Origin of the sequence: Streptomyces hyaluromycini, assembly GCF_002217755.1 — a bacterium.
Lineage (GTDB): Bacteria > Actinomycetota > Actinomycetes > Streptomycetales > Streptomycetaceae > Streptomyces > Streptomyces hyaluromycini.
This window is the reverse complement of the sequence record NZ_BCFL01000016.1, coordinates 416,319-440,519: the sequence shown is the minus strand read 5'-3', so window position 1 is coordinate 440,519 and position 24,201 is coordinate 416,319. Positions and strand designations below refer to the sequence as shown.

The 24,201-nt window shown below is 69.7% G+C and carries 15 protein-coding genes; 7 read left to right on the top strand and 8 right to left on the bottom strand.

Annotated elements, in window-relative coordinates; genetic code table 11:
- Positions 1-280: 280 nt before the first annotated feature.
- Entirely contained in the window at positions 281-2,443 is a 2,163-nt protein-coding gene (locus SSP29_RS01990; RefSeq protein ID WP_089098694.1) for a hypothetical protein, read from the top strand.
- Positions 2,444-2,464: 21 nt separating this feature from the next.
- On the opposite strand, the gene glgB is transcribed toward SSP29_RS01990, so the two are convergent.
- The 5 genes from glgB to SSP29_RS01965 form a co-directional block, all read right to left on the bottom strand.
- Positions 2,465-4,648: a 1,4-alpha-glucan branching enzyme gene (glgB, locus tag SSP29_RS01985; protein ID WP_089098693.1), complete on the bottom strand. Its 2,184-nt coding sequence runs from the start codon at positions 4,646-4,648 to the stop codon at positions 2,465-2,467.
- A gap of 18 nt (positions 4,649-4,666) precedes the next feature.
- Positions 4,667-6,046, bottom strand: a complete 1,380-nt coding sequence (locus SSP29_RS01980; RefSeq protein WP_089098692.1) for a maltokinase N-terminal cap-like domain-containing protein — start codon at positions 6,044-6,046, stop codon at positions 4,667-4,669.
- 199 nt (positions 6,047-6,245) lie between these two features.
- A complete protein-coding gene (gene treS, locus SSP29_RS01975) occupies positions 6,246-7,946 on the bottom strand; it encodes a maltose alpha-D-glucosyltransferase (protein WP_089098691.1) in 1,701 nt (566 codons plus the stop codon).
- Positions 7,943-9,997, bottom strand: coding sequence for an alpha-1,4-glucan--maltose-1-phosphate maltosyltransferase (locus SSP29_RS01970; protein WP_089098690.1), 2,055 nt, complete (start codon positions 9,995-9,997; stop codon positions 7,943-7,945). The genes treS and SSP29_RS01970 overlap by 4 nt, the downstream gene beginning before the upstream one ends.
- 253 nt (positions 9,998-10,250) lie before the next feature.
- Positions 10,251-11,453, bottom strand: a complete 1,203-nt coding sequence (locus SSP29_RS01965; RefSeq protein WP_089098689.1) for a S8 family peptidase — start codon at positions 11,451-11,453, stop codon at positions 10,251-10,253.
- A 166-nt stretch (positions 11,454-11,619) separates the two neighbouring features.
- On the opposite strand from SSP29_RS01965, the gene SSP29_RS01960 reads away from it, so the two are divergent.
- The 3 genes from SSP29_RS01960 (at position 11,620) to glgP (ending at position 19,409) form a co-directional block, all read left to right on the top strand.
- Positions 11,620-11,997 (top strand): Pepco domain-containing protein, encoded by a 378-nt coding sequence (locus tag SSP29_RS01960; RefSeq protein WP_089098688.1) that lies wholly within the window; start codon positions 11,620-11,622, stop codon positions 11,995-11,997.
- Positions 11,998-12,082: 85 nt separating this feature from the next.
- The gene (locus SSP29_RS01955) at positions 12,083-16,687 is read left to right on the top strand and encodes a wHTH domain-containing protein (protein ID WP_245882997.1); all 4,605 of its coding nucleotides are present in this window, start codon (positions 12,083-12,085) and stop codon (positions 16,685-16,687) included.
- Positions 16,688-16,784: 97 nt separating this feature from the next.
- Positions 16,785-19,409 carry an alpha-glucan family phosphorylase gene (gene glgP / locus SSP29_RS01950; RefSeq protein WP_089098686.1) on the top strand — a complete coding sequence of 875 codons (2,625 nt, stop codon included), beginning with the start codon at positions 16,785-16,787 and terminating at the stop codon, positions 19,407-19,409.
- 106 nt (positions 19,410-19,515) lie between these two features.
- Here glgP and SSP29_RS01945 read toward each other — a convergent pair whose 3' ends face one another.
- The 3 genes from SSP29_RS01945 to SSP29_RS01935 all read right to left on the bottom strand — a co-directional run bounded on the left by SSP29_RS01945 (position 19,516) and on the right by SSP29_RS01935 (position 20,826).
- On the bottom strand, positions 19,516-19,704 hold the full coding sequence (locus SSP29_RS01945; RefSeq protein WP_089098685.1) for a DUF7196 family protein: 189 nt from the start codon (positions 19,702-19,704) through the stop codon (positions 19,516-19,518).
- 133 nt (positions 19,705-19,837) lie between these two features.
- Positions 19,838-20,086, bottom strand: coding sequence for a hypothetical protein (locus SSP29_RS01940; protein WP_089098684.1), 249 nt, complete (start codon positions 20,084-20,086; stop codon positions 19,838-19,840).
- A gap of 332 nt (positions 20,087-20,418) precedes the next feature.
- Positions 20,419-20,826 carry a DUF1360 domain-containing protein gene (locus SSP29_RS01935; RefSeq protein ID WP_150133392.1) on the bottom strand — a complete coding sequence of 136 codons (408 nt, stop codon included), beginning with the start codon at positions 20,824-20,826 and terminating at the stop codon, positions 20,419-20,421.
- Between the two features lie 655 nt (positions 20,827-21,481).
- On the opposite strand from SSP29_RS01935, the gene SSP29_RS01930 reads away from it, so the two are divergent.
- From SSP29_RS01930 to SSP29_RS01920, 3 genes are all read left to right on the top strand, one after another.
- Positions 21,482-22,444: a right-handed parallel beta-helix repeat-containing protein gene (locus tag SSP29_RS01930; protein ID WP_150133391.1), complete on the top strand. Its 963-nt coding sequence runs from the start codon at positions 21,482-21,484 to the stop codon at positions 22,442-22,444.
- Positions 22,445-22,960: 516 nt separating this feature from the next.
- Positions 22,961-23,764: an IPT/TIG domain-containing protein gene (locus tag SSP29_RS01925; RefSeq protein WP_089098681.1), complete on the top strand. Its 804-nt coding sequence runs from the start codon at positions 22,961-22,963 to the stop codon at positions 23,762-23,764.
- A 147-nt stretch (positions 23,765-23,911) separates the two neighbouring features.
- Positions 23,912-24,201 (top strand): IPT/TIG domain-containing protein (locus SSP29_RS01920; RefSeq protein WP_174855928.1); only part of this gene is annotated, 290 nt, incomplete at its 3' end.

Sequence of the window (24,201 nt, the reverse complement as noted above, 5' to 3'; positions counted from 1 at the left end):
AGCGATCCGAGTGACGACGAAGAGAAGCCTCTGGATAGAGTGCTGAGGCAGCTGGCCGAGGTGATGGGTCGGCTCGAGAAGATGGAACGGAGCCAGGTCAGGCGTGGAATATGGGCGGCCTGCCTCTCCATTCTTCTCTTCATTCTTGGACGCCTGTCCGATTTCTTCAGGAGTTGACCAAGGTTGACCTTGATCGGTCAGTTCTGATCGTAATACGTCATTCGCCTGATCCTGCTCTCATTCCCTCATACTGTATCTCTTCGGAGATTTGGGGGATTTGATGGCCGAAGTCGAGCGTCCGTTTCCACTGCCCGCCGCGCAGCAGGAGCAGGAGGAGTGGATCGAGGCGGTGCAGGCCACTCCGGGCGTCAACGTTCCGCGAGAGGCGCTGCAGAACATCGCGCCCTTCGTGGTGGAACCGGGCCGCCTTCTGGGCGCGGCCGATGGCGCGGGACGGCGCAGGCTGACGGAGAGCGCCCTGCGCCGGATCGGCACGGACGCCGGAGGCATGACGGTCGTCACCGTCCGCATGCACGGTGTCGGAGGCGTGGTCTGGGAGAACAACGAACGGATCAGCTCGGCGTGGCACTCGCTGGCCGATCCTTCCGAGGCCACCGAGGAGCGGCGCTCCCTGCCCCAGGTGCACGCCTGGACGCGGTCGGCTCCCGATGGCAGGGAACAGGCCTTCGCTGCGCTGCGAAGCTCCGTGGCGAGCAGGGCGGAACTGGTCGCCGATGTGGAGCTGGCCACCGAAGCCCTTGGCAAGCGTGTCGGGCATCGCCCCTACAACCTGCAGCAGGACCTCGTGCTCAACGGCCAGCTGGAGCCCGGGCTCTTCGTCGCGCAGCAGTTCCAGCTGGCTGAGGCGCCGCTCACGGACGACAACGGCCAGCCGCTGCACCCCGCCGAGTACTGGGGATGGATGGCCGTCCGCGGTAACAACCGGACGAAAGAGCGACAGGAGATCTTCGGAGTCAGCTCTGCCGAGGTGTTGACGGGCGTTCCCTTGAAACGGCTCGGCGGCGAGGGCGAGACCCTCGTCTTCGACCCCGAGGAATGGCTGGGGAAGCTCTCGGAAACCCTCAACGAGGAATACGCCACCGCAGCGGAGTGGGATCCCGAGAGTTCCTCCCGTGCGATCCGCGCGATGAAGGTGGCCGTCGTCGAGGCCCAGTTGGTGGTGGGCAGCACCGCTCCCCACCGGCTTTACCGCATTGCTCAGATGAGCAACCGGCGCGATCACGTTCACCCGCCGTTGGAATTCACTCAGAACGACCGCGGGCGAGCCCTCGCCCGTAGTGTTCTCGGTGCGTACGTGGCGGAGGGACTCCTGGACGAGAGGACCGCCGAAGTCCTCAGCGGGTCTGCGCCGGTCACCGACCTGCCCGGCGCGGCGAACAACGGCTCGGTGAGTGAACTCCGGGATCTACGCTCGATGCTGTTGCTGCGAGAACTCTTTCCCGCTGAGCGTGCCAAGCGCTTCGTCATCCGACGTGTGCTCAGCGAATCACCGCCGTCCCAACTCACCGCCACGGAAGTGAACCTGCGGGCCCGCGCCTGGTCTGCACTGACCTCGGAGAGCTATCCCAAGGCCTGGAATCCGCGTGTCGGCGAAGTGTTCCAGGCATCGGAGGTGCGCGACGGTGTCAAGCCGTCCGACCGCCCGCTGAGAGAGCTACTGGAGGCGGCCGACAAGGACGGCGCCGCGTTCGAGGAGATCGTGAGTTACCGCGCCGCGCACTGGCTTGCCGCCTTCGGCATCATCGAAGCCGACCGAGGCTCGTTGGCAGGTCAGAAAGCCGGCGACGAGGACGAGGGAAAGGAAGCGACCCGCGTACGACGCACCGTGCGCAATGCCCTGAACGCCCTGCGGAACAACAACCGTCAGCAGGCCGTCGCGGTGTTGAGGGAACTGGCCCGAGCCATGGACCAGGGCGACCGCAAACCGAGAAGGGTGAGTCAGTCCGGGGAAGCGCTGGTCGACCCCATGAACCGTACGTGGTTCAACCGTGAGTTCCCCAAGGCGACGGGGACGCGGTCCACCAAGGCCAAGGCCCCGGGCACGCAGGGTTCCCCTTCCCCTTCCCCTTCCCCTTCGCCGTCGCAGAGCGGAGGGGCGGTACCCGTTCCCACGGAGTCCTCCGCTGCGGACCAGGAGACCGCCTCGTCCGACGCCTCGACACCCCCACCGGGCCTGGCGGACGGCACCTCTCTGGAGCAGCTCGCGAAAGAACTGGTCGAGCAGGTCGGCAAGCTGCTCGACGAGTCGCGCCTGACGAAGGAACTGCTCGACCGGATGGCGGACCGGGCGCACCAAGAGGTGGCGCCGGTCGCGTTCAGCCGTGGCCAGGCCGACTCGATCGCTCGCGACGTGCCACGCACGCTCCGGATCCTCCGTGAACTACCCGAAATGGTCGAAGCGTTGGCCGAGCCCGGGGACTGACTCCGGGCCCGGTCGGTGATGTCAAGCCGGCCGCAGCCACACCGTGGCCAGCGGGGGCAGGGTCAGGCGGATGCTTGCCGGGCGGCCGTGGGCGGGCTGGTGCTCCGGTTTGACCGGGTCGGGGTTGGCGACGCCGCTGCCGCCGTACCGGGCCGCGTCCGTGTTGAGGGTCTCGTGCCAGGCGGGGATCTCGTCCGGGACGCCGAGGCGGTAGTCCTCGCGGACCACGGGGGAGAGGTTGGAGACGGAGAGGACAGGCGTGCCCTCGGCGTCCAGGCGGAGGAACGCGAACACGTTGTCCTCGGCCGCGTCCCCCGCGATCCACTGGAAACCGTCGGGTGCCGTGTCCCGCTGCCAGAGGGCCGGGGTCGCGCGGTACACCGTGTTGAGGTCGCGGACCAGGTCGCGCACGCCCCTGTGATCGGCCTCGGCGCCGTACCCCGGGTCGAGCAGCCACCAGTCGGGGCCGTGCGCCTCCGACCACTCCGCGCCCTGGGCGAACTCCTGGCCCATGAAGAGGAGCTGCTTGCCGGGGTGGGCCCACATGAAGGCCAGGTAGGCGCGGTCGTTCGCGCGCTGCTGCCACCAGTCGCCGGGCATCTTCGAGACGAGCGAGCGCTTGCCGTGCACGACCTCGTCGTGGGAGATGGGCAGGACGTAGTTCTCGCTGTACGCGTACACCATCGAGAAGGTCATCTCGTGGTGGTGGTACTTGCGGTGCACCGGCTCATGGGACATGTATGCGAGGGAGTCGTGCATCCAGCCCATGTTCCACTTCAGGCCGAAGCCGAGACCGCCGCCGTCGGTGGGGCGGGTCACGCCCTCCCAGGCCGTCGACTCCTCGGCGATGGTCACCACCCCGGGCGCCCGCCGGTAGACCGTCGCGTTCATCTCCTGCAGGAACGCCACCGCGTCCAGGTTCTCCCGGCCGCCGTGCTCGTTCGGCGTCCACTGGCCCGGCTCGCGCGAGTAGTCGAGGTAGAGCATCGAGGCGACGGCGTCCACCCGCAGCCCGTCGATGTGGAACTCCTCGCACCAGTACACGGCGTTCGCCACCAGGAAGTTGCGCACCTCGCGGCGGCCGAAGTCGAACTCCAGGGTGCCCCAGTCGGGGTGGGCGGCCCGGAGCGGGTCGGAGTGCTCGTACAGCGGCCGCCCGTCGAACTCCGCCAGCGCCCAGTCGTCCCGGGGGAAGTGCGCCGGCACCCAGTCCATCAGCACCCCGATGCCAGCCCGGTGCAGCGCGTCGACCAGGTACTTGAAGTCGTCGGGGGTGCCGAGCCGGGAGGTCGGCGCGTAGAAGCCGGTGACCTGGTAGCCCCAGGAGCCGCCGAAGGGATGCTCGGCGACCGGCATCAGCTCGACATGCGTGAAGCCCAGGTCGCTTACGTAGGCCGGTAGCTGGTCGGCCAGTTCGCGGTAGGTCAGGCCGGGGCGCCAGGACGGCAGGTGCACCTCGTAGACCGAGAAGGGGGCCTCGTGGACGGGGGTGTCGGCCCGGTGCGTCATCCACTCCGCGTCGGTCCACTCGTGGCGGGACGCGTGGACGATCGACGACGTGTGCGGCGGGACCTCCGTACGCCGGGCCATCGGATCCGCCCGCAGCGTCCGGGAGCCGTCCGGGCGGGTGATGTCGAACTTGTACAGCTCGCCCTCGCCGACGCCCGGCAGGAACAGTTCCCAGACCCCGGAGGAGCCGAGCGAGCGCATCGGGTACCCGGTGCCGTCCCAGAAGTTGAAACCGCCGGCCAGCCGCACGCCCCGCGCGTTCGGCGCCCACACCGAGAACCGGGTGCCCGGCACGCCCTGGTGGGTCGTCGGATGCGCGCCGAGCGCCTCCCACAGCCGCTCGTGCCGGCCCTCGCCGATCAGGTGCAGGTCCACGTCGCCCAGCGTGGGCAGGAAGCGGTACGCGTCCTCGGTCTCCTGGACCGTCCCGTCGTACTCCACCAGCAGGCGGTAGACCGGCACCTCGGAGAGGGGGAGCAGGGCGGAGAAGAAGCCGTCGCCGTCGTCGTGCAGTGCGGCCCGCAGGTCCTGCCCCGCGACGGCCGTCACCGCGCGGGCGTACGGGCGGAACGCGCGGACGGCGATCCCGCCCGGGACCGGATGTGCGCCGAGCACCGAGTGCGGGGCGTGGTGGGTGCCGTGCAGCAGCCGGTCACGGTCGTCTGCGGCCAGGGGCACGGGGTTCTTGGAGGTCACGGACGCGTCTCCCGGAGATCAGGTCGGGTCGGAGGTGGCGAGGCGTTGTACGGCCGACAGCGGGACGGGAAGCCAGTCAGGGCGGTGCCGGGCCTCGTAGACGACCTCGTAGACGGCCTTGTCGGTCTCGTAGGCCCGCAGCAGGACGGGATCGGTGCGCGGGTCGACGCCGGAGATCTCGGCATAGCCGGAACAGTAGGCCGCCCGGCACAGCCGCGCCCAGCCGGGGGCCGCCGGAGTCACCGAGTGGGCCGCGTAGTCGAAGGAGCGCAGCATCCCGGCGATGTCCCGCAGCGGCGGCTGCGGCATCCGGCGCTCGGCCAGCGGACGGGCCGGCTCCCCCTCGAAGTCGATCAGCGACCACTCCCCGGACGGTGCCCGCAGGCACTGCCCCAGGTGCAGGTCGCCGTGGATGCGCTGGGCGGTCCAGGTGCGGCCCTCGGTGGCCAGGTCGGCCAGCGCGGTGTAGGCGGACCGCAGCCCGTCCTCGTACGGCCGCAGCGCCGGTACCGCCTGTACGGCCGCCGCCAGCCGCTCGGTCATGCCCGCGACCTGAGGCTCCAGCTGACTGTGCCCGAGGGTGACGGTCGGCAGCGCCCGGGCCAGCGCCGTGTGCACCTCGGCTGTGGCCCGCCCCAGCGCCCGTGCCTCGGCTGTGAAGTCCTCGCCCTTGGCCAGCTCGCGCAACGCCAGCTCCCAGCCGTCGGTCGCGCCGCGTACGAAGGGCTGGAGCACGGCAAGCACGTACGGCTCGGCGGGCTCGTCGGCCAGCTCCGCCCGCAGCCAGGCCGTCGGGGCGGGTACCCGGGCGCAGCCCTCGCGGGCCAGGGCCAGCGGTAGCTCCAGGTCGGGGTTGACGCCGGGCACGACCCGGCGCAAAAGCTTCAGGATGAACGTATCTCCGTAGACGACCGAGGAGTTGGACTGTTCGGCGGTCATCAGCCGGGCCACCAGCCCGTCGCGTATCTCCCGGTCCGGGTCGCGCTCGAAGCGCAGCCCGCCGATGCGGGCCCGGGTGCGCAGGGCCTCCAGGAGCACCTCGGCGGGCCGGGGGTCGTACAGGGCGTCGTAGACCGTGTGTCCGGCCAGCGGGCCGTCGGTCACGTGTCCGATCAGCGCGGGCGCCAGCCGGGGCGGCAGCGCCTCGCGCACGCCTATGAGGAGCTGGTAGCAGTCGCCGGCCTCGGCGGGGGCCGGCGGCTGGTGGGCGCGGACCAGCAGGTGGTGCAGGCCCAGCCGGCCGTCCGACGGCAGGAGTTCGGTCTGGGCCACAGGGGAGAAGCCCGTGACCGGGCTGCCCTTGCCGGCGAACCAGCGCTGCCGGGGCAGCCACTCGCGCAGCAGGGGGTCGAGCGAGGCGAGGAGAGCGGGAGTGGACGGGCTGACCGTTTCCGCCATGGCGGTACGTCCTTTCCCCGGTCGTCGGGGGCGTTAGTGATGCGTGCCCCGGGCGGGCCGGAGGAAACCAACCGCCGCCGCCCGGGGTGGACTGTGCGTGAGCGCTCCGCTGGGTGTGCGGTTCTTCGTCTGCGGGCCGGTGGGGGCCGGTCGCGCAGTTCCCCGCGCCCCTACGGGGCGCTCCCCACCAGGTCCGCCGCTAGGCCGGCTCCGAGCGCAGCCGGAACCAGTAGAAGCCGTGCCCGGCCAGGGTCAGCAGGTACGGCAGTTCGCCGATCGCCGGGAACCGCACCCCGCCGAACAGCTCCACCGGATGCCGGCCGTTGAACCGCCTGAGGTCCAGCTCCGTCGGCTGCGCGAACCGGGAGAAGTTGTGCACACAGAGGACGAGGTCGTCCTCGTACTCCCGCAGGAAGGCGATCACCGCCGGGTTCGACGACTGCAGTTCGGTGTAGGACCCCAGTCCGAAGGCAGGATTCTGCTTGCGGATCTCGATCATCCGGCGGGTCCAGTGCAGCAGGGAGGACGGCGAGGACATGGAGGCCTCGACGTTGGTGACCTGGTAGCCGTAGACGGGGTCCATGATGGTCGGCAGGTAGAGCCGTCCGGGGTCGCAGGAGGAGAAGCCGGCGTTGCGGTCGGGGGTCCACTGCATGGGGGTGCGCACGGCGTCGCGGTCGCCGAGCCAGATGTTGTCGCCCATGCCGATCTCGTCGCCGTAGTAGAGGATCGGCGAGCCGGGCAGGGACAGCAGGAGCGCGGTGAAGAGCTCGATCTGGTTGCGGTCGTTGTCGAGGAGGGGGGCGAGCCGCCGCCTGATGCCGATGTTGGCGCGCATACGCGGGTCTTTGGCGTATTCGGCCCACATGTAGTCGCGTTCCTCGTCGGTGACCATTTCGAGGGTCAGCTCGTCGTGGTTGCGCAGGAAGATGCCCCACTGGCAGCCGGAGGGGATGGCGGGGGTCTTGGCGAGGATCTCCGAGACGGGGTAGCGGGACTCCCGGCGCACGGCCATGAAGATCCGCGGCATCACCGGGAAATGGAACGCCATGTGGCACTCGTCCCCGCCGCTGCGGTAGTCGCCGAAGTAGTCGACGACGTCCTCCGGCCACTGGTTCGCCTCGGCGAGCAGCACGGTGTCCGGATACTGCGTGTCGATCTCCTTGCGCACCCGCTTCAGGAAGTCATGCGTCGCGGGGAGGTTCTCGCAGTTGGTGCCCTCGCTCTGGTAGAGGTACGGCACCGCGTCCAGCCGGAAGCCGTCGATGCCCAGGTCCAGCCAGAACCGGAGCGCGGAGAGGATCTCCTCCTGGACGGCCGGGTTCTCGTAGTTGAGGTCCGGCTGGTGCGAGAAGAACCGGTGCCAGTAGTACTGCTTGCGGACTGGGTCGTAGGTCCAGTTGGAGACCTCGGTGTCGACGAAGATGATCCGCGCGCCCTGGTACTGCTTGTCGTCGTCCGCCCAGACGTAGTAGTCCCCGTAGGGGCCGTCGGGGTCCTTGCGCGACTCCTGGAACCACGGGTGCTGGTCGCTGGTGTGGTTCATGACGAAGTCGATGATGACGCGCATGCCGCGCTGGTGGGCGGCGTCGACGAACTCCACGAAGTCGGCGAGGTCACCGAACTCGGGGAGTACGGCGGTGTAGTCGGAGACGTCGTAACCGCCGTCCCGCAGCGGGGACTTGAAGAAGGGCGGCAGCCAGAGGCAGTCGACGCCGAGCCACTGCAGATAGTCGAGTTTCGCGGTCAGGCCCTTGAGGTCGCCGATGCCGTCGCCGTTGCTGTCCTGGAAGGAGCGGACCAGGACCTCGTAGAAGACGGCGCGTTTGAACCAGTCCGGGTCCCGGTCCTTGGCGGGGGTGTCCTCGAAGGTGTCCGGGACGGGTTCGTTGACGATCATTGTATGGGTGACCCTCCGATCTGCGGGGACGGTCGCAGGACGGTGAGGATGTGCGCGGTCCGGTGCCCCGGTTCCAGGCGCACATAGTTGGCCCTGCCCCAGTTGTAGGTTTCGCCGGTGAGCTCGTCGCGCACCGGCACCGACTCGTGCCAGTTCAGGCCGAGTTGCGGCATGTCCAACGAGACCGTGGCCTCCTGGGTGTGGTGGGGGTCGAGGTTGACGACCACCAGAACCGTGTTCGATCCGCTCCGCTTGCTGTAGACGATCACCGCTTCCTGGTCGGCGTGGTGGAAGTGGAGGTCGCGCAGCTGCCGCAGGGCCGGGCTGTTCCGTCGGACGGTGTTGAGGCGGGTGATGAGGGGGGCGATGCCGTCGGTGTCGGCGCGTGCCCAGTCGCGTGGCCTGAGTTGGTACTTCTCGGAGTCGAGGTACTCCTCGCTGTCTTCCTTCAGGGGGGTGTTCTCGCAGAGTTCGTAGCCGCTGTAGATGCCCCAGGTGGGGGAGAGGGTGGCGGCGAGCACGGCGCGGGCCTCGAAGGCGGGGCGGTGGCCGTGCTGGAGGTAGGCGTGCAGGATGTCCGGGGTGTTGGCGAAGAAGTTCGGCCGCATCCAGGCTGCGGACTCGCCGGACAGCTCGGTGAGGTACTCGGTGAGTTCCTGCTTGGTGTTGCGCCAGGTGAAGTAGGTGTAGGACTGCTGGAAGCCGGTCTGGGCCAGGATGCGCATCATCGCGGGCCGGGTGAAGGCCTCGGCGAGGAAGATCACGTCGGGGTCGGCCGCGTTGATCTCGGCGATCACCCGCTCCCAGAACACCACCGGTTTGGTGTGGGGGTTGTCGACGCGGAAGATCCGCACCCCGCAGTCCATCCAGTGCCGCAGCACCCGCACGGTCTCGGCGATCAGCCCGGGCATGTCGGCGTCGAAGGCGATCGGGTAGATGTCCTGGTACTTCTTGGGCGGGTTCTCGGCGTAGGCGATGGTGCCGTCGGGGCGGTGGTGGAACCACTCGGGGTGTTTCTCCACCCAGGGGTGGTCCGGCGAGCACTGCAGCGCGAAGTCCAGGGCGATCTCCAGGCCGTGGCGGCCGGCCTCCGCGACGAACCACTGGAAGTCCTCCAGGGTCCCCAGGTCGGGGTGGACGGCGTCGTGTCCGCCCTCGGGGGAGCCGATCGCCCAGGGCACACCGACGTCCTGCGGGCCCGGGTCGAGGGTGTTGTTGCGGCCCTTGCGGAAGGTGGTGCCGATGGGGTGGATCGGGGGGAGGTAGACGACGTCGAAGCCCATCTCCGCGATCTTCGGCAGGCGTCGGGCCGCTGTCCGGAACGTGCCGTGCGGCCGCTGTGGTGTCCCCTCGGAGCGGGGGAAGAACTCGTACCAGGAGCCGTACAGGGCCCGTTCGCGCTCCACGAGCAGCGGCAACGGCTCGGAGACGGTCACCAGCTCCCGCAGCGGATACCGCGCCAGGACCTTGTCGATCTCGGGTGTGAGGGCGGCGGCCAGGCGCCAGGGCGCGGGCCGTTCCTCGTCGCGGAGGGCGGCGACCGCGGTCAGCAGGATTTCCCGTTTTTTTGCCTTCGGGACCCCGGCGGCGGCCCGTTCGTAGAGCCGGGCGCCCTCCTCCAGGACCAGATCGGTGTCGATGCCCGCCGGGATCTTGATCTGCGCGTGGTGGCGCCAGGTGGTGACCGGATCTCCCCACGCCTCGACCTGGTAGGTCCAGCGGCCCGGTTTCCCGTCGACGGTGACGCTCGCGCCCCACCGGTCGGTGCCGGGGGCCAGCTCCCGCATCGGGGTCCAGGGGCCGGGCCGGCCCTTCGGGTCCTTCAGTACGACGTTGGCGGCGACGGCGTCATGGCCCTCGCGGAAGACGGTGGCGGTGACCTCGAACGACTCTCCGGTGACCGCCTTGGCGGGCCGGCGCCCCTGCTGGATCAGCGGGCGGACGTCGAGGACGGGTATGCGGCCGACGGCGGTGGCCTCGTCCGCGGGGGGTGGCGCGCCGGGTGACGTGCGCCGGGTCGGAGGTGCTGAGGAATGGTGCGTGGCGGGCATGACCGCTCCTGTCCGCGGCAACGAGGGTGTGGGCGGATGGATGGTGGGGAGGTGGGTCCTGCGGGTGTACCTGGTGTTTTACCGCTGAGTGGTGTCAGTGCTGTGTCTGTGGGGTGTACCGGAGGAGCCTTCCCACCCTATTCGGGTGGGCAATCCGGCACTTTGTTAACTACTCAGCCGTATGTCTACGCACAAGACCGGCCCCATTCTCGGCGAACGGGGCCGGTGGCGTGATCGCATACCAGAAACCGCTTTACGACTTCGGTACCCGGAGGAGTCTGTTCGGCGAGCCCGGCCCCGCACCGGACACCTTCCCGCCCGCCGCCCCCGCAATCAGGGCCTCGGCCACCTGGGCCGGGGTGGCCCTCCGGTGCCCGGCGAGATAGAGGGCGGCGGCGCCCGCCACGTGCGGTGCCGCCATCGACGTGCCCGAGTAGGTCGCCCTGCCGGTGTCGCTCGCGAACGAGTCCGAGGTGATCGCCACGCCCGGGGCGAACAGGTCGACCGCGGGACCGTAGTTGGAGAAGTCCGCGCGGGTGTCGCTGCGGTCGGTGGCGCCGACGGTGAGGGCCTGCGGCACGTCGGCCGGCGAGTAGCGGGCGGCCGGGAGGCCGTCGTTGCCGGCGGCGACCGAGTAGGTCACGCCGGCCCTGATCGAGTTCCGTACGGCGGTGTCGAGCTGGGCGCTGTGGTAGCCGCCCAGGCTGAGGTTGGCGACCGCGGGTCTGCGGGCGTGCGCGGTGACCCAGTCCACACCGGCGATGACCTGGGCGGTGGTGCCCGCCCCGGTGTCGTCCAGGACCCGCACGGAGACGATCCGGGCCTTCTTGGCGACGCCGTACCTGGTACCGGCGATGATGCCGGCGACATGGGTGCCGTGCCCGTTGCCGTCACCGGCGGACCTGTCGTTCCCGACGAAGTCCCAGCCGTAGCTTGCGCGTCCGCCGAAGTCGGCCTGAGTGATGCGGACACCGGTGTCGATCACGTACACGGTGACGCCGGCCCCCGCCGGCCCCGGCGAGGTGTACGACCTGTCGAGCGGCAGCGCCGCCTGGTCGACGCGGTCCAGGCCCCAGGACGGCGGGTTCTTCTGGGTCCGCTCCAGCCGCACCCGGCTGTCCTGGACGACGGAGGCGACCCGTGAGTCCGCGGCGAGCCGCCGGGCCTGTCTCGCGCTCGCCTCGACGGCGTAGCCGTTCAGCACACTGTCGTAAGTATGGCTTATTTTCGCCCCATACCGGGCGGCGACGTCCTTCCCGGCCGCCGACGCCCCCTTGATCCCCTCCTTGAGCGTCACCAGATAACTCCCGCCGACCGAACCGGCCCGGCCGACGTCGACGATGATCCCCTCCGGTACGGCGTGCGCGGGCAGGGTGGCCGTCGACAGCACCGCGGCCGTGACGACCGCGGTCAAGCCCCCCACCAGACGCAGACGCCGGGTACACGTCCGTGCCATGGCTGCGAGTCCCCCTCCTCAGCTCAGGGGGGCAGGGTCTCGCGGGGGGCCGGGCGCCACAAGACCGTGATGGCCCGGTTTCGTCGACTTGGGTGTTGTGCCTGGCAGTTGGGCCTATGATCGGCCGGACGTGACGTGATGAGGGTGAGGGTTGGGGGAGCCGGGCATGGAGTCCTATGCCGGGGAGCCGGCCGTTGCGGAGACCGCCGAGGAGCTGGAGTTCCTCGTGGTGGACGACGGGCCGGACGACGTACGCGACAAGTCCTTCGGCCGGCGCGGCGACGACGAGCCCCGGGTGCGCCGCCGCACGTTCAAACCGGCTGACCTGAACGCACAGCTGACCCGCACCCTCAACGGGCTCCGGGACGCCTTCGACGGACTCGACCGGGCCGGACCGGACGGCTGGGGCATCTCCGAGGTCCAGGTGTCCTGCCAGCTCACCGCCTCCGGACAGCTCGTCGTCCTCGGCGTCGGAACCCAGGCCCAGCGCACCGGGGGCATCCAGCTGACGCTGACCCCGCGGCCGGCCGGTGGTGACCGCTAGCGGACGCGGGCCGGACGGGCGGGAGCGGAGGTTCCGCGCGCTGCTGGTGGGCGTGGACCGGTACCGTGACCACACCTTCCGGTCCATGCCGTTCATCACCGGCGAGCTGCGCGCACTTGCCGAGGCGCTCAAGGAGTCCGGGTACCAGGAGCCGAAGGTCCTGGAGGCGGACGAACTGCACGCCCAGGTGATCGAGGAGGAGATCGAGCAGTTCGTGCGGAAGGCCGCGACCGGCGACCATCTGCTGCTGGTTCTGTCCGGCCACGGCTTCCACTCCGACGGCTCGGACTTCCTGGTGACCGGGCCGGCGCAGTACGACTCGCTGCGCTTCCAGAACCACTGCCTGAGGATCGAGTTCGGCGAGTTCCTCCTGGAGTCGAAGGCCACGCAGCTCGTCGTCGCCGTCGATGCGTGCCGGGAGCCCTTCGAGGAGCGTTCCAAGTCCCTGGGCTCCATCGCGAACTGGGGAAAGGGACACACCGGCTACGAAGACCGTGACGTGTCCGGACAGCCGCGATACGCGCATGTCTATGCCTGCACCCGCTACGAGACCGCGGGCTACGGCCGCGAGCCCGACGCGCCCGCCGACGACGAGACACGCGGATTCTCGTACTTCACCAGAGCTCTCACCGAGATCGCCCGCGACACGTCGGCGCCCGGCACTCTCGACGCGATGGAGACCCCGCTCGGCGAACGGGTCCGCGCGATCGCCCGGGACGACGGCTTCCACTCCGACCAGCGCGTGCAGATCACCTATGCCACCGGCAAGGAGGGCCTGCTGCTGTTTCCCGCGCATGGTGCGGGCCGGGCGGGACGGCAGGAGGGAGAACACCCCTGGCAGAAGGCCGCCGTCCAGCACGAGGCGTGGCACCGGGTGCGGCGTGGGGGCCTGACGGAGGCGCAACGGGACGAGGCGGTCGGCCAGGTGCGGGACGCTGTCGTCGCCCTGGTGGGCCGGTGGGGGCAGGAGACGGACAGCGCCGGAGCGTGGCTGGACGACTGCGGTGACATCTGGCGTCCGGCGGGGTGCGAGAGCCGGATGGCGAGCTGCGTGGCGGCGATGCTGCGCAGCGCCCCCGACCTCAGCCTCACCGAGGCCGCGCTGCTCGTCCTCGGCCCCTACCTCTACACCGCCTTCGGTACCCAACTCGCCTACCAGGCCCGGGACATCCGGCCGTGGACCCTGGTGGACGGCCCGCCCGCCGACCAGTCCCGTGCCTTCGGTACCCGTGCGGCCTTCGAACGCTACTTCTCCGGGCACACCGCCCTGAAGGACCGCGAGCGACGGGCCAGGCAACGCGGCCGGGACGGCGAGGCCCGCGCCGTCGCCTGGTGGCTGGCCCGGCAGTGGCTGCTGCGACTGCCGGCCGCGCGTGAGGAGGTCCGGCGGTCCGGACTCGCCGGGCTGGAGACACTGCCCTCCGACGCCGAGTTCGAGCCCGTGCTCGTCCGCCAGGTACTCGGGGCCGGCCGGCTGCGCAAGCTGGTCCACCTCATCGGCCTCGATCTCGAACAGACCCGTCCCCCGCAGTCGGAGACCGTCGCCGCACTGCAGCGCACGGAGCACACCGTCGACTGGGACCGGATCGGCACCCTGCTGACCGTCGCCCACCACATGGCGGCCGACCCCGTGCTGCTGCCGTCGCTGGTCGCCGAGCACCTCGGCATCAGTGAGCCGGTCAACGGCAAGGAGTTCCGGGAGACGCTGAGCAGCCTCGACTGGCAACCGGACGGCTCGCGCCGGGTCCTGTCCGTGGAGTGCCCGCACCAGTCCGTCGAACTCGCCCTGGGACAGCACATCGACGCCCTGGACCGTACGGTGCGTGCCGTCCTGGCAAGGCCGGACGGCGCCCGCGTCGCGGCCTGGGGCGTTCCGGCCGGCTTCGGCTCGGCCAAGGTCACACCCGCCCTCAACGATGACGAGACACCCCGGTACGAGGCCGTTGACGTGCGGTTCCGCCTCGACGGTGACCGGGTCCGCGATCTGCTCATGGGTGAGCAGCTGTACCGGGACCGTACGCTCGCGCTGCGCGAGCTGTACCAGAACGCGCTGGACGCGTGTCGGTACCGCCAAGCCCGCACCGAGCTGTGGAACCGCCGCAACCCGGACGAACCCGCCGACTGGCAGGGCGAGATCGTCTTCACCCAGGGGGTCGAGGACGGCCGCCCCTACATCGAGTGCCACGACAACGGCGTCGGCATGGGCCGCCATGAACTCCGTCGCCTGTTCGCCTTCGCGGGCAGCCGGTTCGTGGAGGAGCGGGACTTCCTGGCCGAGTGGGCGGAGTGGGAGAAGGAAGGGATCACCTTCCATCCGAACAGCCGGTTCGGGGTCGGCGTGCTCAGCTACTTCATGCTCGCCGACGAGATCCGGGTGACCACCACCAGGCTCGGGAAGAACATGCAGCCCGGTGAGCAGCTGGTGGTGCACATCGACGGGCCCGGCGCGTTGTTCAGCATCCAGTCCAAGAGGTCGGTGCTGCGGCCCGGGACCAAGGTGCGGCTCTATCTCCGTGACCCCGAGGAGAAGATCTCCTGCGGGGAGGTGCTGCGCAGACAGTTGTGGGTGTCGGACTTCTCGGTGCGGGTGGCGGAGGACGGCAAGGATCCCCTGGTGTGGGAGCCCCGCAGGCTGTCGGACTACGTCGGTTCGGGCTTTCCCGACCAGTACGCGGGGGCGTGGAAGTCCAGGGACGGCGAGACGGTGCCGGCCCAGGACGCCGGGGACGGCGTGTGGTGGTGCCCGGGCCTCGGCGCGGTCCTGGCAGACGGGCTGTGGGCGGGACAGGCCCGCTTCGGGGCCACGGTCAACCTCACCGGTGAGCAGGCGCCCAAGCTGAGCGTCGACCGGTCGACCATCCTCGACGACCACGAGGAGTACGTGGGCCGGCTCCTGGCCGAGAAGATCCCCGTGCTGTTCGAGGGGGATGGCCGGATTCTGTCGTTGGAGTGGCTGCAGGCGCTGATGATCGGCGGGTGGCCGCAGCGGGGTGGAAAGCTTCCTGATGGCAAAACACCGGCCGGACGGCAGGGGGAGCTCGCCGACCGCATCGCGGAACGCAGCGTGACCTGCGGCCATGAGTTTTCGATCCAGCCCTTCCTGGGGGCGGCTCTGCCGGTGGACACCGCCGTGGTGGGCTGCTCTCCGGCTGACCGGTGGCTGGTCGGGCTGGCAAGGATGGCCGGCGGGGCTATGGTCATCACGGGCGACAACACCGTCTTCAACGAATGGCGGGCGCGGGCCTGGTCTGCCGCCGATCCTGGTGCCGGAGTGGTACTTCGGCGTCCTCCGGTCCGCAAGGCCCGACCCACTGACGAGATGATTCTGGGGCGAGTCTCCGACCCGGACGAAGCTTTGACACCTGGCGAACTACTGGCGTGCTGCCTCGGCAGTGGCAGAACGCTGGCCTACGTGGTCGAGCGGCTTGGGGACTTCGGTGTACAGCTCCCCGATCAGGAGATTCTCAGTCGCCTGGCCGCAGTCGTCGACCGGGAGAAGGAGATGCCGCTTGCCCAGCTGGTGAAGATGCTCAGCCGGGACGCGGACGGCGTCGCGCCGTGGCTCCGTCCGGGCGACGAGGTGGACTTCACCCGCCTGAGCAGGCGCGGATTCGTCCTGCGGACGGCCGCGCGCCTGCTGGGCGGACTCGGGTTCCAGGTACCCGGCCACGAAGACATCGACAGGTTGACCTCGTCCGGTACGTGGCCCCCGCAGCGCAAGCACCTGCCCTGGATGGTGTTGTGCAGAAACCTTGATCCCCGTGCCGAACTCCCTCTCGACCAGCCTGTCCCGCGTACTCATTTGGCTGTCGCGGCGGGTGCGTTTCCCGGGCAGTCCGACAAGATCGCCGAGGCGCTGACCGCGGCCGGGCATCGTCTGCCGCGGGGCGCCGTCCCGGATCGGGCCGATCCCGTGGACCTCGCGCTCATCAGCGAGCGTGGCAACGGCCGGCCGCCGTGGCGCCGGGACGCCGGAGCTCTCCCTCTCCACCATGTCTTCGAGATCTCCCGGCAGACCGGAAGAGAAGTGGACGATCTGGCTCAGCGGGCGACCGCTCTCGGGTATGAACTCTCGGAGGTGCCGCGGGCGGAGGAACGGGACCTTTGCGCGCAGTTGGTCGAGGACATGACCAAGTACGCGGGCCTTCTCGACGCGGTGTTCCGTCTGCCCGCCGGCTTCGTGCTGGATCTGGCGAAGCACCACAGCCTGCCGGACCAAGAGATCGGGCGGCGACTGATTGATCTGGGATTCAACGTGTGTGCTCTGGACGAGCACCCGAGCCGGCCCCGAGACTACGGCGAGCTGATCTTGATGAGCCGTGACCTGAGAGGAGAGAAGCCCTGGCTGGACATGGCGCGTCCGGTTCCCTGGTACCACGTGCTGTGGGCGGCGCAGGACCAGCTAAGGGCACGGAAGGAGGTCATCGACGTGCTGACCCGCTGTGGCTACGACGTGGTCCCGGAGCCTCCGGCAGGGGACTGGACGAGCGCGGAGGATGCGACGCTTCTCCGCATCCTCCGCGGAGGGATGAACCATTGGCTCCGTGCAGGCTCGGCTGTCCCCCTCACCAACATTCTCCAGGCCGCCCACCGCCTCCGCCGTCCCCCCACCCAAGTCGCCCGCCGCCTCGAACAACTCGGTCACGTCCTCCCCGACGATCTGGAATTCGTCGAGCCCGGCATGCCCTGATCACCCACGCCAACCTCGAAGTAACGACTACCGTCGACGGGTACGACGGGACGCACAGCGCGGTGCGTCCCCCTCCGCACTCGCGTCGAGGTGGAATGTGAAGGCGATCCGTCGGTTCACCGTCCGTCCCGTTCTCCCCGAACCCCTCCGCCCCCTCAGTGACCTGGCCCGTAATCTGCGCTGGTCCTGGCACGCCGAGACACGTGACCTCTTCCAGGCCGTCGACCCCGAGCGCTGGGCAGCCTCGGAGGGCGACCCGGTGCGGCTGCTCGGCAGTGTGCCGCCGGCGCGGCTCGCCGAGCTGGCCGGGGACCGCCGGTTCCTGCGCCGGCTGACCGCGGTCGCCGACGACCTGGGCGACTATGTGACCGGCGACCGCTGGTACCAGACCCGGCCCCAGTCGGCCGAACTCCCGGCCGCGGTCGCCTACTTCTCACCCGAGTTCGGCATCACGGCCGCCCTGCCCCAGTACTCCGGCGGCCTCGGCATCCTGGCCGGCGACCACCTCAAGTCGGCCAGCGACCTCGGCGTGCCGCTGATCGGCGTCGGCCTGCTGTACCGGCACGGCTACTTCCGGCAGAGCCTGTCCCGGGACGGCTGGCAGCAGGAGCACTATCCCGTTCTCGACCCCAACGAACTTCCCGTGGCCCTGCTGAAGGAGGCCGACGGCACCCCCGCGCACGTCTCCCTCGCGCTGCCCGGCGGCAGACTGCTGCGCGCCCGTATCTGGCTGGCCCAGGTAGGCAGGGTGCCGTTGCTGATGCTGGACTCGGACGTCGAGGAGAACGACGTCGGCGAACGCGGGGTCACCGACCGGCTCTACGGCGGCGGCAGCGAGCACCGGCTGCTCCAGGAGATGCTGCTCGGGATAGGGGGTGTGCGGGCCGTACGGACGTACTGCCGGCTGACCGGCCACCCCGGGCCGGAGGTGTTCCACACCAACGAGGGCCACGCCGGCTTCCTGGGCCTGGAGCGGATCGCCGAGCTGGTCGCCGCCGGGCTGGACTTCGACTCCGCGCTGGAGGCGGTCCGGGCCGGCACGGTCTTCACGACCCACACGCCCGTCCCGGCCGGTATCGACCGCTTCGACCGGGAGCTGGTCGCCCACCACTTCGGGGCCGACGCCGAACTCCCCGGGATCGGCGTGGAGCACATCCTGCGGCTCGGCATGGAGACCTACCCCGGCGGCGAGCCCAACCTCTTCAACATGGCCGTGATGGGGCTGCGGCTGGCCCAGCGCGCCAACGGGGTCTCGCTGCTGCACGGGAACGTCAGCCGGGAGATGTTCTCCGGACTGTGGCCGGGATTCGACCCCGACGAGGTGCCGATCACCTCGGTGACCAACGGGGTGCACGCCCCGACCTGGGTGGCACCGGAGGTGGTCCGGCTGGGCGCCCGGCAGCTCGGCGACCGCCGTACCGAGGAGGCGCTGACCGTCGGCGGCCCGGAGCGCTGGGACGCGGTCGCCGAGGTCGCCGACCAGGAGATCTGGGAGCTGCGCCGCAGCCTGCGGGAGCAGCTGGTGCTGGAGGTGCGGGAGCGGCTGCGGGCGTCCTGGCGGCAGCGCGGCGCCGGTACCGCCGAGCTGGGCTGGATCGACGGCGTCCTCGACCCCGACGTCCTGACCATCGGATTCGCGCGGCGCGTCCCCTCGTACAAACGTCTTACGCTCATGCTGCGCGACCGCGACCGGCTGCTGGACCTGCTGACCCACCCGGACCGCCCGATCCAGATCGTGGTGGCCGGGAAGGCGCACCCGGCGGACGACGGCGGCAAGCGGCTGGTGCAGGAGCTGGTCCGGTTCGCCGACGATCCGCGGGTGCGGCACCGGATCGTCTTCCTGCCCGACTACGGCATGGCGATGGCGCAGAAGCTCGTGCCCGGCTGTGACATCTGGCTGAACAACCCGCTGCGCCCGCTGGAGGCGTGCGGGACGAGCGGGATGAAGGCGGCGCTCAACGGCGGCCTCAACCTCTCGGTGCTGGACGGCTGGTGGGACGAGTGGTTCCAGCCCGACTTCGGCTGGGCGATCCCGACGGCGGACGGCGCCGGCACCGATCCCGACCGCCGGGACGACATCGAGGCGGCCGCCCTCTACGACCTGCTGGAACAGCGGGTGACTCCCCGCTTCTACGAGCGCGGCCAGACCGGCCTGCCCGACCGCTGGATCGAGATGGTCCGGCAGACCCTGACCCTGCTCGGTCCCAAGGTGCTCGCGGGCCGGATGGTCCGCGAGTACGTCGAACGCCTCTACACCCCCGCGGCGCACGCCCATCGCTCGATGACCGAGGACACGGCCCGTGAACTGTCCGCCTGGAAGGGCAGGGTGCGGGCGGCCTGGCACGGGGTGTCGGTCGACCATGTCGCCACCACGGCCGCGACGGCCACCGCCGAACTGGGCACCACCCTCGCCCTGCGCGTCCGGGTCCGCCTGGGCGACCTCGCCCCGGACGACGTGGAGGTCCAGGCGGTCTCCGGCCGGGTCGACCCGGAAGACCGCATCACGGACGCGACGACGGTACCGCTGAAGCCGACGGGAGGCCCGGACCTGGAGGGTCACTGGACCTACGAGGGGCCGCTGGGGCTGGACCGCACGGGCCCCTACGGCTACACGGTCCGCATCCTCCCGTCCCACCGGCTCCTTGCCTCCGGGGCGGAGCTGGGGCTGGTGACGGCGCCGTCGGAGAGTGCGGCGGAGGGGGCGGGGGTGCTGCTGCGCTGACGCTCCGTCGGCTTCACAAGCCCCGACCCGGTGGTGGGGCCCTCTGCCGCATCGCGGCGGAGGGCCCGCGGGTTGGCCGAAGGCCACTGCCCCCCTGCCACGGCGGTCACGTCTGCCGTCCGTCCGGGGCGGTGAGGGTGACGACGGTGATGGTGCCGCTGTTGTCCGTTCGCCTTCTGGCTGCGTCGGCTTCCTGTGAGGTGAGGTAGTCGCGGTGGGTTCCGTCCGGCATCGTCAGCCGGTACACGGTGATCGTCCGGCGGGCGTGAGACTGTCCGCCGCAGTTGCAGCCCATGGTGGTTCTCCTTCATGGCCATGACGTTCCTGCTCGTCTCATTGGCCGCCGCCTTGGCCGGGGGGCTTGGCCAAGGCGGCGGTGATGTCGCCCCGCTGCCCCGGGTGCTGGGGCTCGGGGCCGTATGGTGCTGTCAGTCCGTTCCGGTCGGCGGATCAGCCGGGGCCGCGTAGTGCGAGAACTGGCTCGGGCTGCCGGCCGGAACGCTCGTACCGCCGAACGTGGCGATGGCGATGTCCACCGTGTCGACGCACGAGCTGGGGGCCATCGTGTGGGCCGGGGCCGTGAAGGTGACCTGGCTGGCTGAGGAGAAGACGGGTGCGGGCGTGACCGGGGTGCCCCCCACGGTGATGCCGGTGCCGGTGAGGAAGTGGTTCCGCACAGGGAGACCGAGGTTCCGCCGCCGGCCGGCCCGCAGGTGGTGTCCACACCTGTGACAGTCGGCTGGGCGCCAGGCCGAGACTCCGGGGGAAGAAGGCGCATCCCACAGCCGAGCCGGCTTGGACGAAACCTCTTCTGTCCATTTCTCCCATTCCATTCGAGTTTCGGGGTCACAAGCCGGGGATTACGCTCTTGGGGTCGGAAGGCAGCACGTAACGAGCGGGCCCGGTTCGGCCCTTGACGCTTGAGAGGTCGAAATTCCGGCGGTCGCGTTCACTGATCGCGAAAACCGGCCGGAGAAGCTCGTCCTTGTTCCCAAGAGGAACAGGGACGTCAGTCGAGCCAGAGCGACGCGACTCCGGACAGGTAGGACAAGGTCAGTGCCGCTGCGGGAATCTGAATCCATGGAGATTCACCGAGGTGGTAAGCCAGCGGTGCCACGCCGCCGGCGACCCAGATGCTGGTGCACCAAGTGCACGTCACGAGGTATGCGAGCTTGGACTCGTCGCCGAAACGGTCCGCGACCCGGATCCGGAAGCCGGCTGCGAGCGTGTCCTTGACGACGAATCTCGTTATGCGACAGGTGGAACCGAGCGCGAGTATGAATTGCGTGAGGTTCACGGCCCCCTCCAGGTTTTCGCCTTCGGGAATCGCGCGCTCGTGCGTCGATCGCGCCGAGCCCTGGGGCGGCGTCGGCCCGGCGATGGTTGGCGAGGACGGTGCACCGGTCGGCGCCGGCATCGCTCGGAGTTCAATTCTTCTGCGATGGGTCGGGTAGCGGAAGGGCGCATTCGGGCCCGAACAGAGCACCCGCGATGCATTGACGTATTGTAATTTAAGTTCCCGTGAGCGCCGTAGAGCGAGCACCGCGTGCGTTCTTGAGCGCCAGGCCGTGGTCTCGTCGGTGAACGATCCCTTCGGCGCCACGTCCTCGGCGTGCGGGCGGATACCTCGGCGTCCGTCCTGCCGATGTCCACACGGCGCAGCGGCTGTGCGGCACGTTCACGGATTTGCTCCCTCCCTTGCCGGACGACCGGGGTACCCCGTTCCAGGAGGGCCAGGGCGAAACAGGAATTCTGACGCACCGAAGGCGCGCCGTGCCGCTGGTCTGCGGCTCCGTCGCGTCGTCGCTCCCGGGGCGCGCCGCCGCGGCGAGCCGTCGTTCGGCAGAACCCTGTCACTCGTCCAGCAGCCGAGCGGATGCCGATCGTTATCCCCCAGCGCAGTCTGAGTCGTGGCTGCTACTCACGAACGCCTAAGGAGACACTTCGTGCGACCCGCGACCACGATCCGCGTTTTCATACCCGTCATGGTGCTGGTGGTATCGGCGGGGGCGTTTTCCGCCCCGGCGTCCGCCGACGAGAACCTAGTGAAGGAAGACGGCAGGAAGTCTGCCGTGGCCCCCGTGCCCTGCGGGAACGCGGCAGCCCTGGTCACCGCCGTCAGCAACGCCAACAGCGCCCCGGGAGGCGGGACCGTCGCACTGGCCACGGGGTGCGTGTACACGCTGACTTCAGTGGCGGCGACCGGCACCCACGGTCCCGACGGGCTGCCGATCATCACCGGGAACGTGACCATCTACGGCAGCGGAGCGACTGTCAAACGGGGTGCCTCGGCGCCGGACTTCCGGATCGCGGAGGTCGCCCACGGCGGGGAGCTCATGGTCAGCGGGGTCACCATCTCCGGCGGAAAGGCTGTTGACGGCGGCGGCATCCTCGACCTGGGGACGCTTACCCTGAGCCGGTCCCCTGTCACCGGCAACACCGCGAGCGGTATCGGCGGCGGCATCGAAGTCGACTCGGGCGGCACGGCGACCCTCTTGACGACCAATCTGACCGGCAACACGGCGGGGGACGGCGGCGGCATCCACGTCAATACGCCCGCCACGCTCACGTACTCCGGCGGAACGATCTCCGGTAATACCGCGATGTACACGGGCGGCGGTGTGGCGAGCTATGGAACCACGCTGCTGAGCAGCGCCACGATCCAGGGCAATGTCACGACCACCTTCGAGGGCGGCGGTGTCTTCGCCGGAGGCGGCAACCTCACCGTCAACGTCACCCGGATCACCGGAAACACCGCGGGGAGTTACGGCGGCGGTATCGCGAATTTCGGAAGCACCCTGAGGGTGTCGGCCAGCCCGGTATCGGGAAACACGGCCACGCTGAACGGCGGCGGAGTGTTCAGTCATGCCGGCACCACGCAATTGGTCGCGGCCGGCGTCACCGGAAACACGGCCAACGGCGGCCAAGGCGGCGGAATCTTCTCCGACGGCGGTACGGTGACGCTCACCGCGACCACGGTTTCCGGAAACCACCCGGACAACTGCGTCCCGGCGCTCGCCGGCTGCACGGGGTGAACCGTGAGGTGACCCCCTGAGGTTCGAAACGCCCCGCGCCCCTGGCATCTGCCAGGGGCGCGGGGCGTTTCGAACGCAGTCGATCGCGGGCTCCAGGGAGGAAAGGGGCGTACCCCGGCGTACGGAGTATAAGGCCGAAGCTTTTTCTTATAGTCGCACAAGCTTCCTGAAATCTCTTGTTCCACCTATCGCGCTTTTCTCTCTTTTGGTTCGCTCACATCAGGTGAGCGTTTCGGTAGCACCGGGACTCCGGTGCCCGTCCCGTTCCGCGCACGACTCGCCCTCTCGCACCAGACCAGGAGAGGCAACGAGTCCCGTCTCAAGTCGCCACCTCGCTCAGATGGCCTCCGGCCAAGGCCGTGGCGACCGGGGACCCGCAAGGGTCCGCATTCCCATCCCGCGATGTCACCCCACTTCTCCCGGCGTCTGTGCGCCGACGAGATCCGGTCCGTGGCCGCGGCCCTCATGCTCCCGGCGCACCCCTGCGCAGAGTGACACGAACAAAAGGAGAGACCCATGGCAGCAGTCATCACCTCAGTGGTGGACGAGACCAGCGGCACCAACCAGGGCAAGGTCGGCGACGTCGTCGACATCAACGGCACAGGGTTAGCCACCACCACCACGGTGAACTTCGGCGGGACCACCGTCACTCCGACGTCGGTCTCGAACATCCTGGTCAAGTTCGTGGTCCCCGCCACCGCCCCGTGCTCCGGCCAGGTCCAGGTCAGCGTGAAGCTCTCGAACGGAACCCTGAGCAACGGGCAGTCGTTCTTCGTCATCGCGGCGCCGAGCACCGTCTCGTCGAGTCCGGCGACCCTGTCTCCCGCAGGTGGCCTGCTCACGGTCCTGGGCACCGGCTTCGCGGCCGGAGGCCAGGTCACCGTGGGCTCTGCCGGCACGGTGGCCTTCGCCGCCGGCGGCAGCAACACCTCGGTCACCGTCACGGCGCCGGCGCACACCCCGGCGGGCTGCTCGGACTCCCAGCAGATCACGGTCACCACAGCCGGCGGCACGGGTACGGCGGGCACCTCGTTCGTCACCTACCAGAACCCGCCGACCCTCACGGGCACGGCTCCGACGTCGGGCACCGCCGGAGACCCGGTCACGATCAACGGCTCGTGCCTCGACAACCTCCTGTCGGTCACCTACACCGACTCGACGGGGACTCACACCGAGCCGGACCTCACCGCCTCCAGCTCCGGCACCTTCATCCTCAGCACCGTGCCCGGCGGCACGCTGGTCCCGGACCCCGTCAACCCGGGAACCATCACCGTGACCACCTCCGGCGGCACCGACACCATCCCCTTCACCATCACCTGACAGTTCTGGACGGGGGACTGGCGGCACCACGCACAGCCACCGTCGGCCGCGTCGCACGGCGCGGCCGACGGTGCCCTTCGCGCCCTGGCCAACAGTCATTGGTCAGGGCGCGGTCGTCCGCACGGCACAAGAAGGAGAAGAAGCATCATGGCACCCTTAGTGACCAGCGTCAGCCCCAGCCAAGGCAATCCGGCAGGAGGCACCGCCGTCACGATCAGCGGTTCCGGTTTCACCGGCGCCATCGCGGTCAGGTTCGGTTCACGCCTCGCCACCGACGTGGCCGTCGTGAGCGACACGCAGATCACGGCCACAACTCCGGCAGGGACCGGCACGGTCAGGGTGACGGTCACGGGGCCGACGGGAACCAGCACCCAGAACGTGACCTTCACCTACAGCGTTGTGCCGGCTCCGTCGATCACGAGTCTGGCTCCGCCGAG

What these genes read in the sequence shown, in the direction of transcription:
- treS (WP_089098691.1), bottom strand. Translation starts at nt 7,946, where the DNA reads ATGATCGTCAACGAACCCGTCCCGGACACCTTCGAGGACACCCCCGCC.
- SSP29_RS01965 (WP_089098689.1), bottom strand. Translation starts at nt 11,453, where the DNA reads ATGGCACGGACGTGTACCCGGCGTCTGCGTCTGGTGGGGGGCTTGACC.
- SSP29_RS01955 (WP_245882997.1), top strand. Translation starts at nt 12,083, where the DNA reads ATGCCGTTCATCACCGGCGAGCTGCGCGCACTTGCCGAGGCGCTCAAG.
- SSP29_RS01990 (WP_089098694.1), top strand. Translation starts at nt 281, where the DNA reads ATGGCCGAAGTCGAGCGTCCGTTTCCACTGCCCGCCGCGCAGCAGGAG.
- SSP29_RS01935 (WP_150133392.1), bottom strand. Translation starts at nt 20,826, where the DNA reads ATGCCGGCGCCGACCGGTGCACCGTCCTCGCCAACCATCGCCGGGCCG.
- SSP29_RS01945 (WP_089098685.1), bottom strand. Translation starts at nt 19,704, where the DNA reads ATGGGCTGCAACTGCGGCGGACAGTCTCACGCCCGCCGGACGATCACC.
- SSP29_RS01970 (WP_089098690.1), bottom strand. Translation starts at nt 9,997, where the DNA reads ATGCCCGCCACGCACCATTCCTCAGCACCTCCGACCCGGCGCACGTCA.
- SSP29_RS01960 (WP_089098688.1), top strand. Translation starts at nt 11,620, where the DNA reads ATGGAGTCCTATGCCGGGGAGCCGGCCGTTGCGGAGACCGCCGAGGAG.
- SSP29_RS01925 (WP_089098681.1), top strand. Translation starts at nt 22,961, where the DNA reads ATGGCAGCAGTCATCACCTCAGTGGTGGACGAGACCAGCGGCACCAAC.
- SSP29_RS01980 (WP_089098692.1), bottom strand. Translation starts at nt 6,046, where the DNA reads ATGGCGGAAACGGTCAGCCCGTCCACTCCCGCTCTCCTCGCCTCGCTC.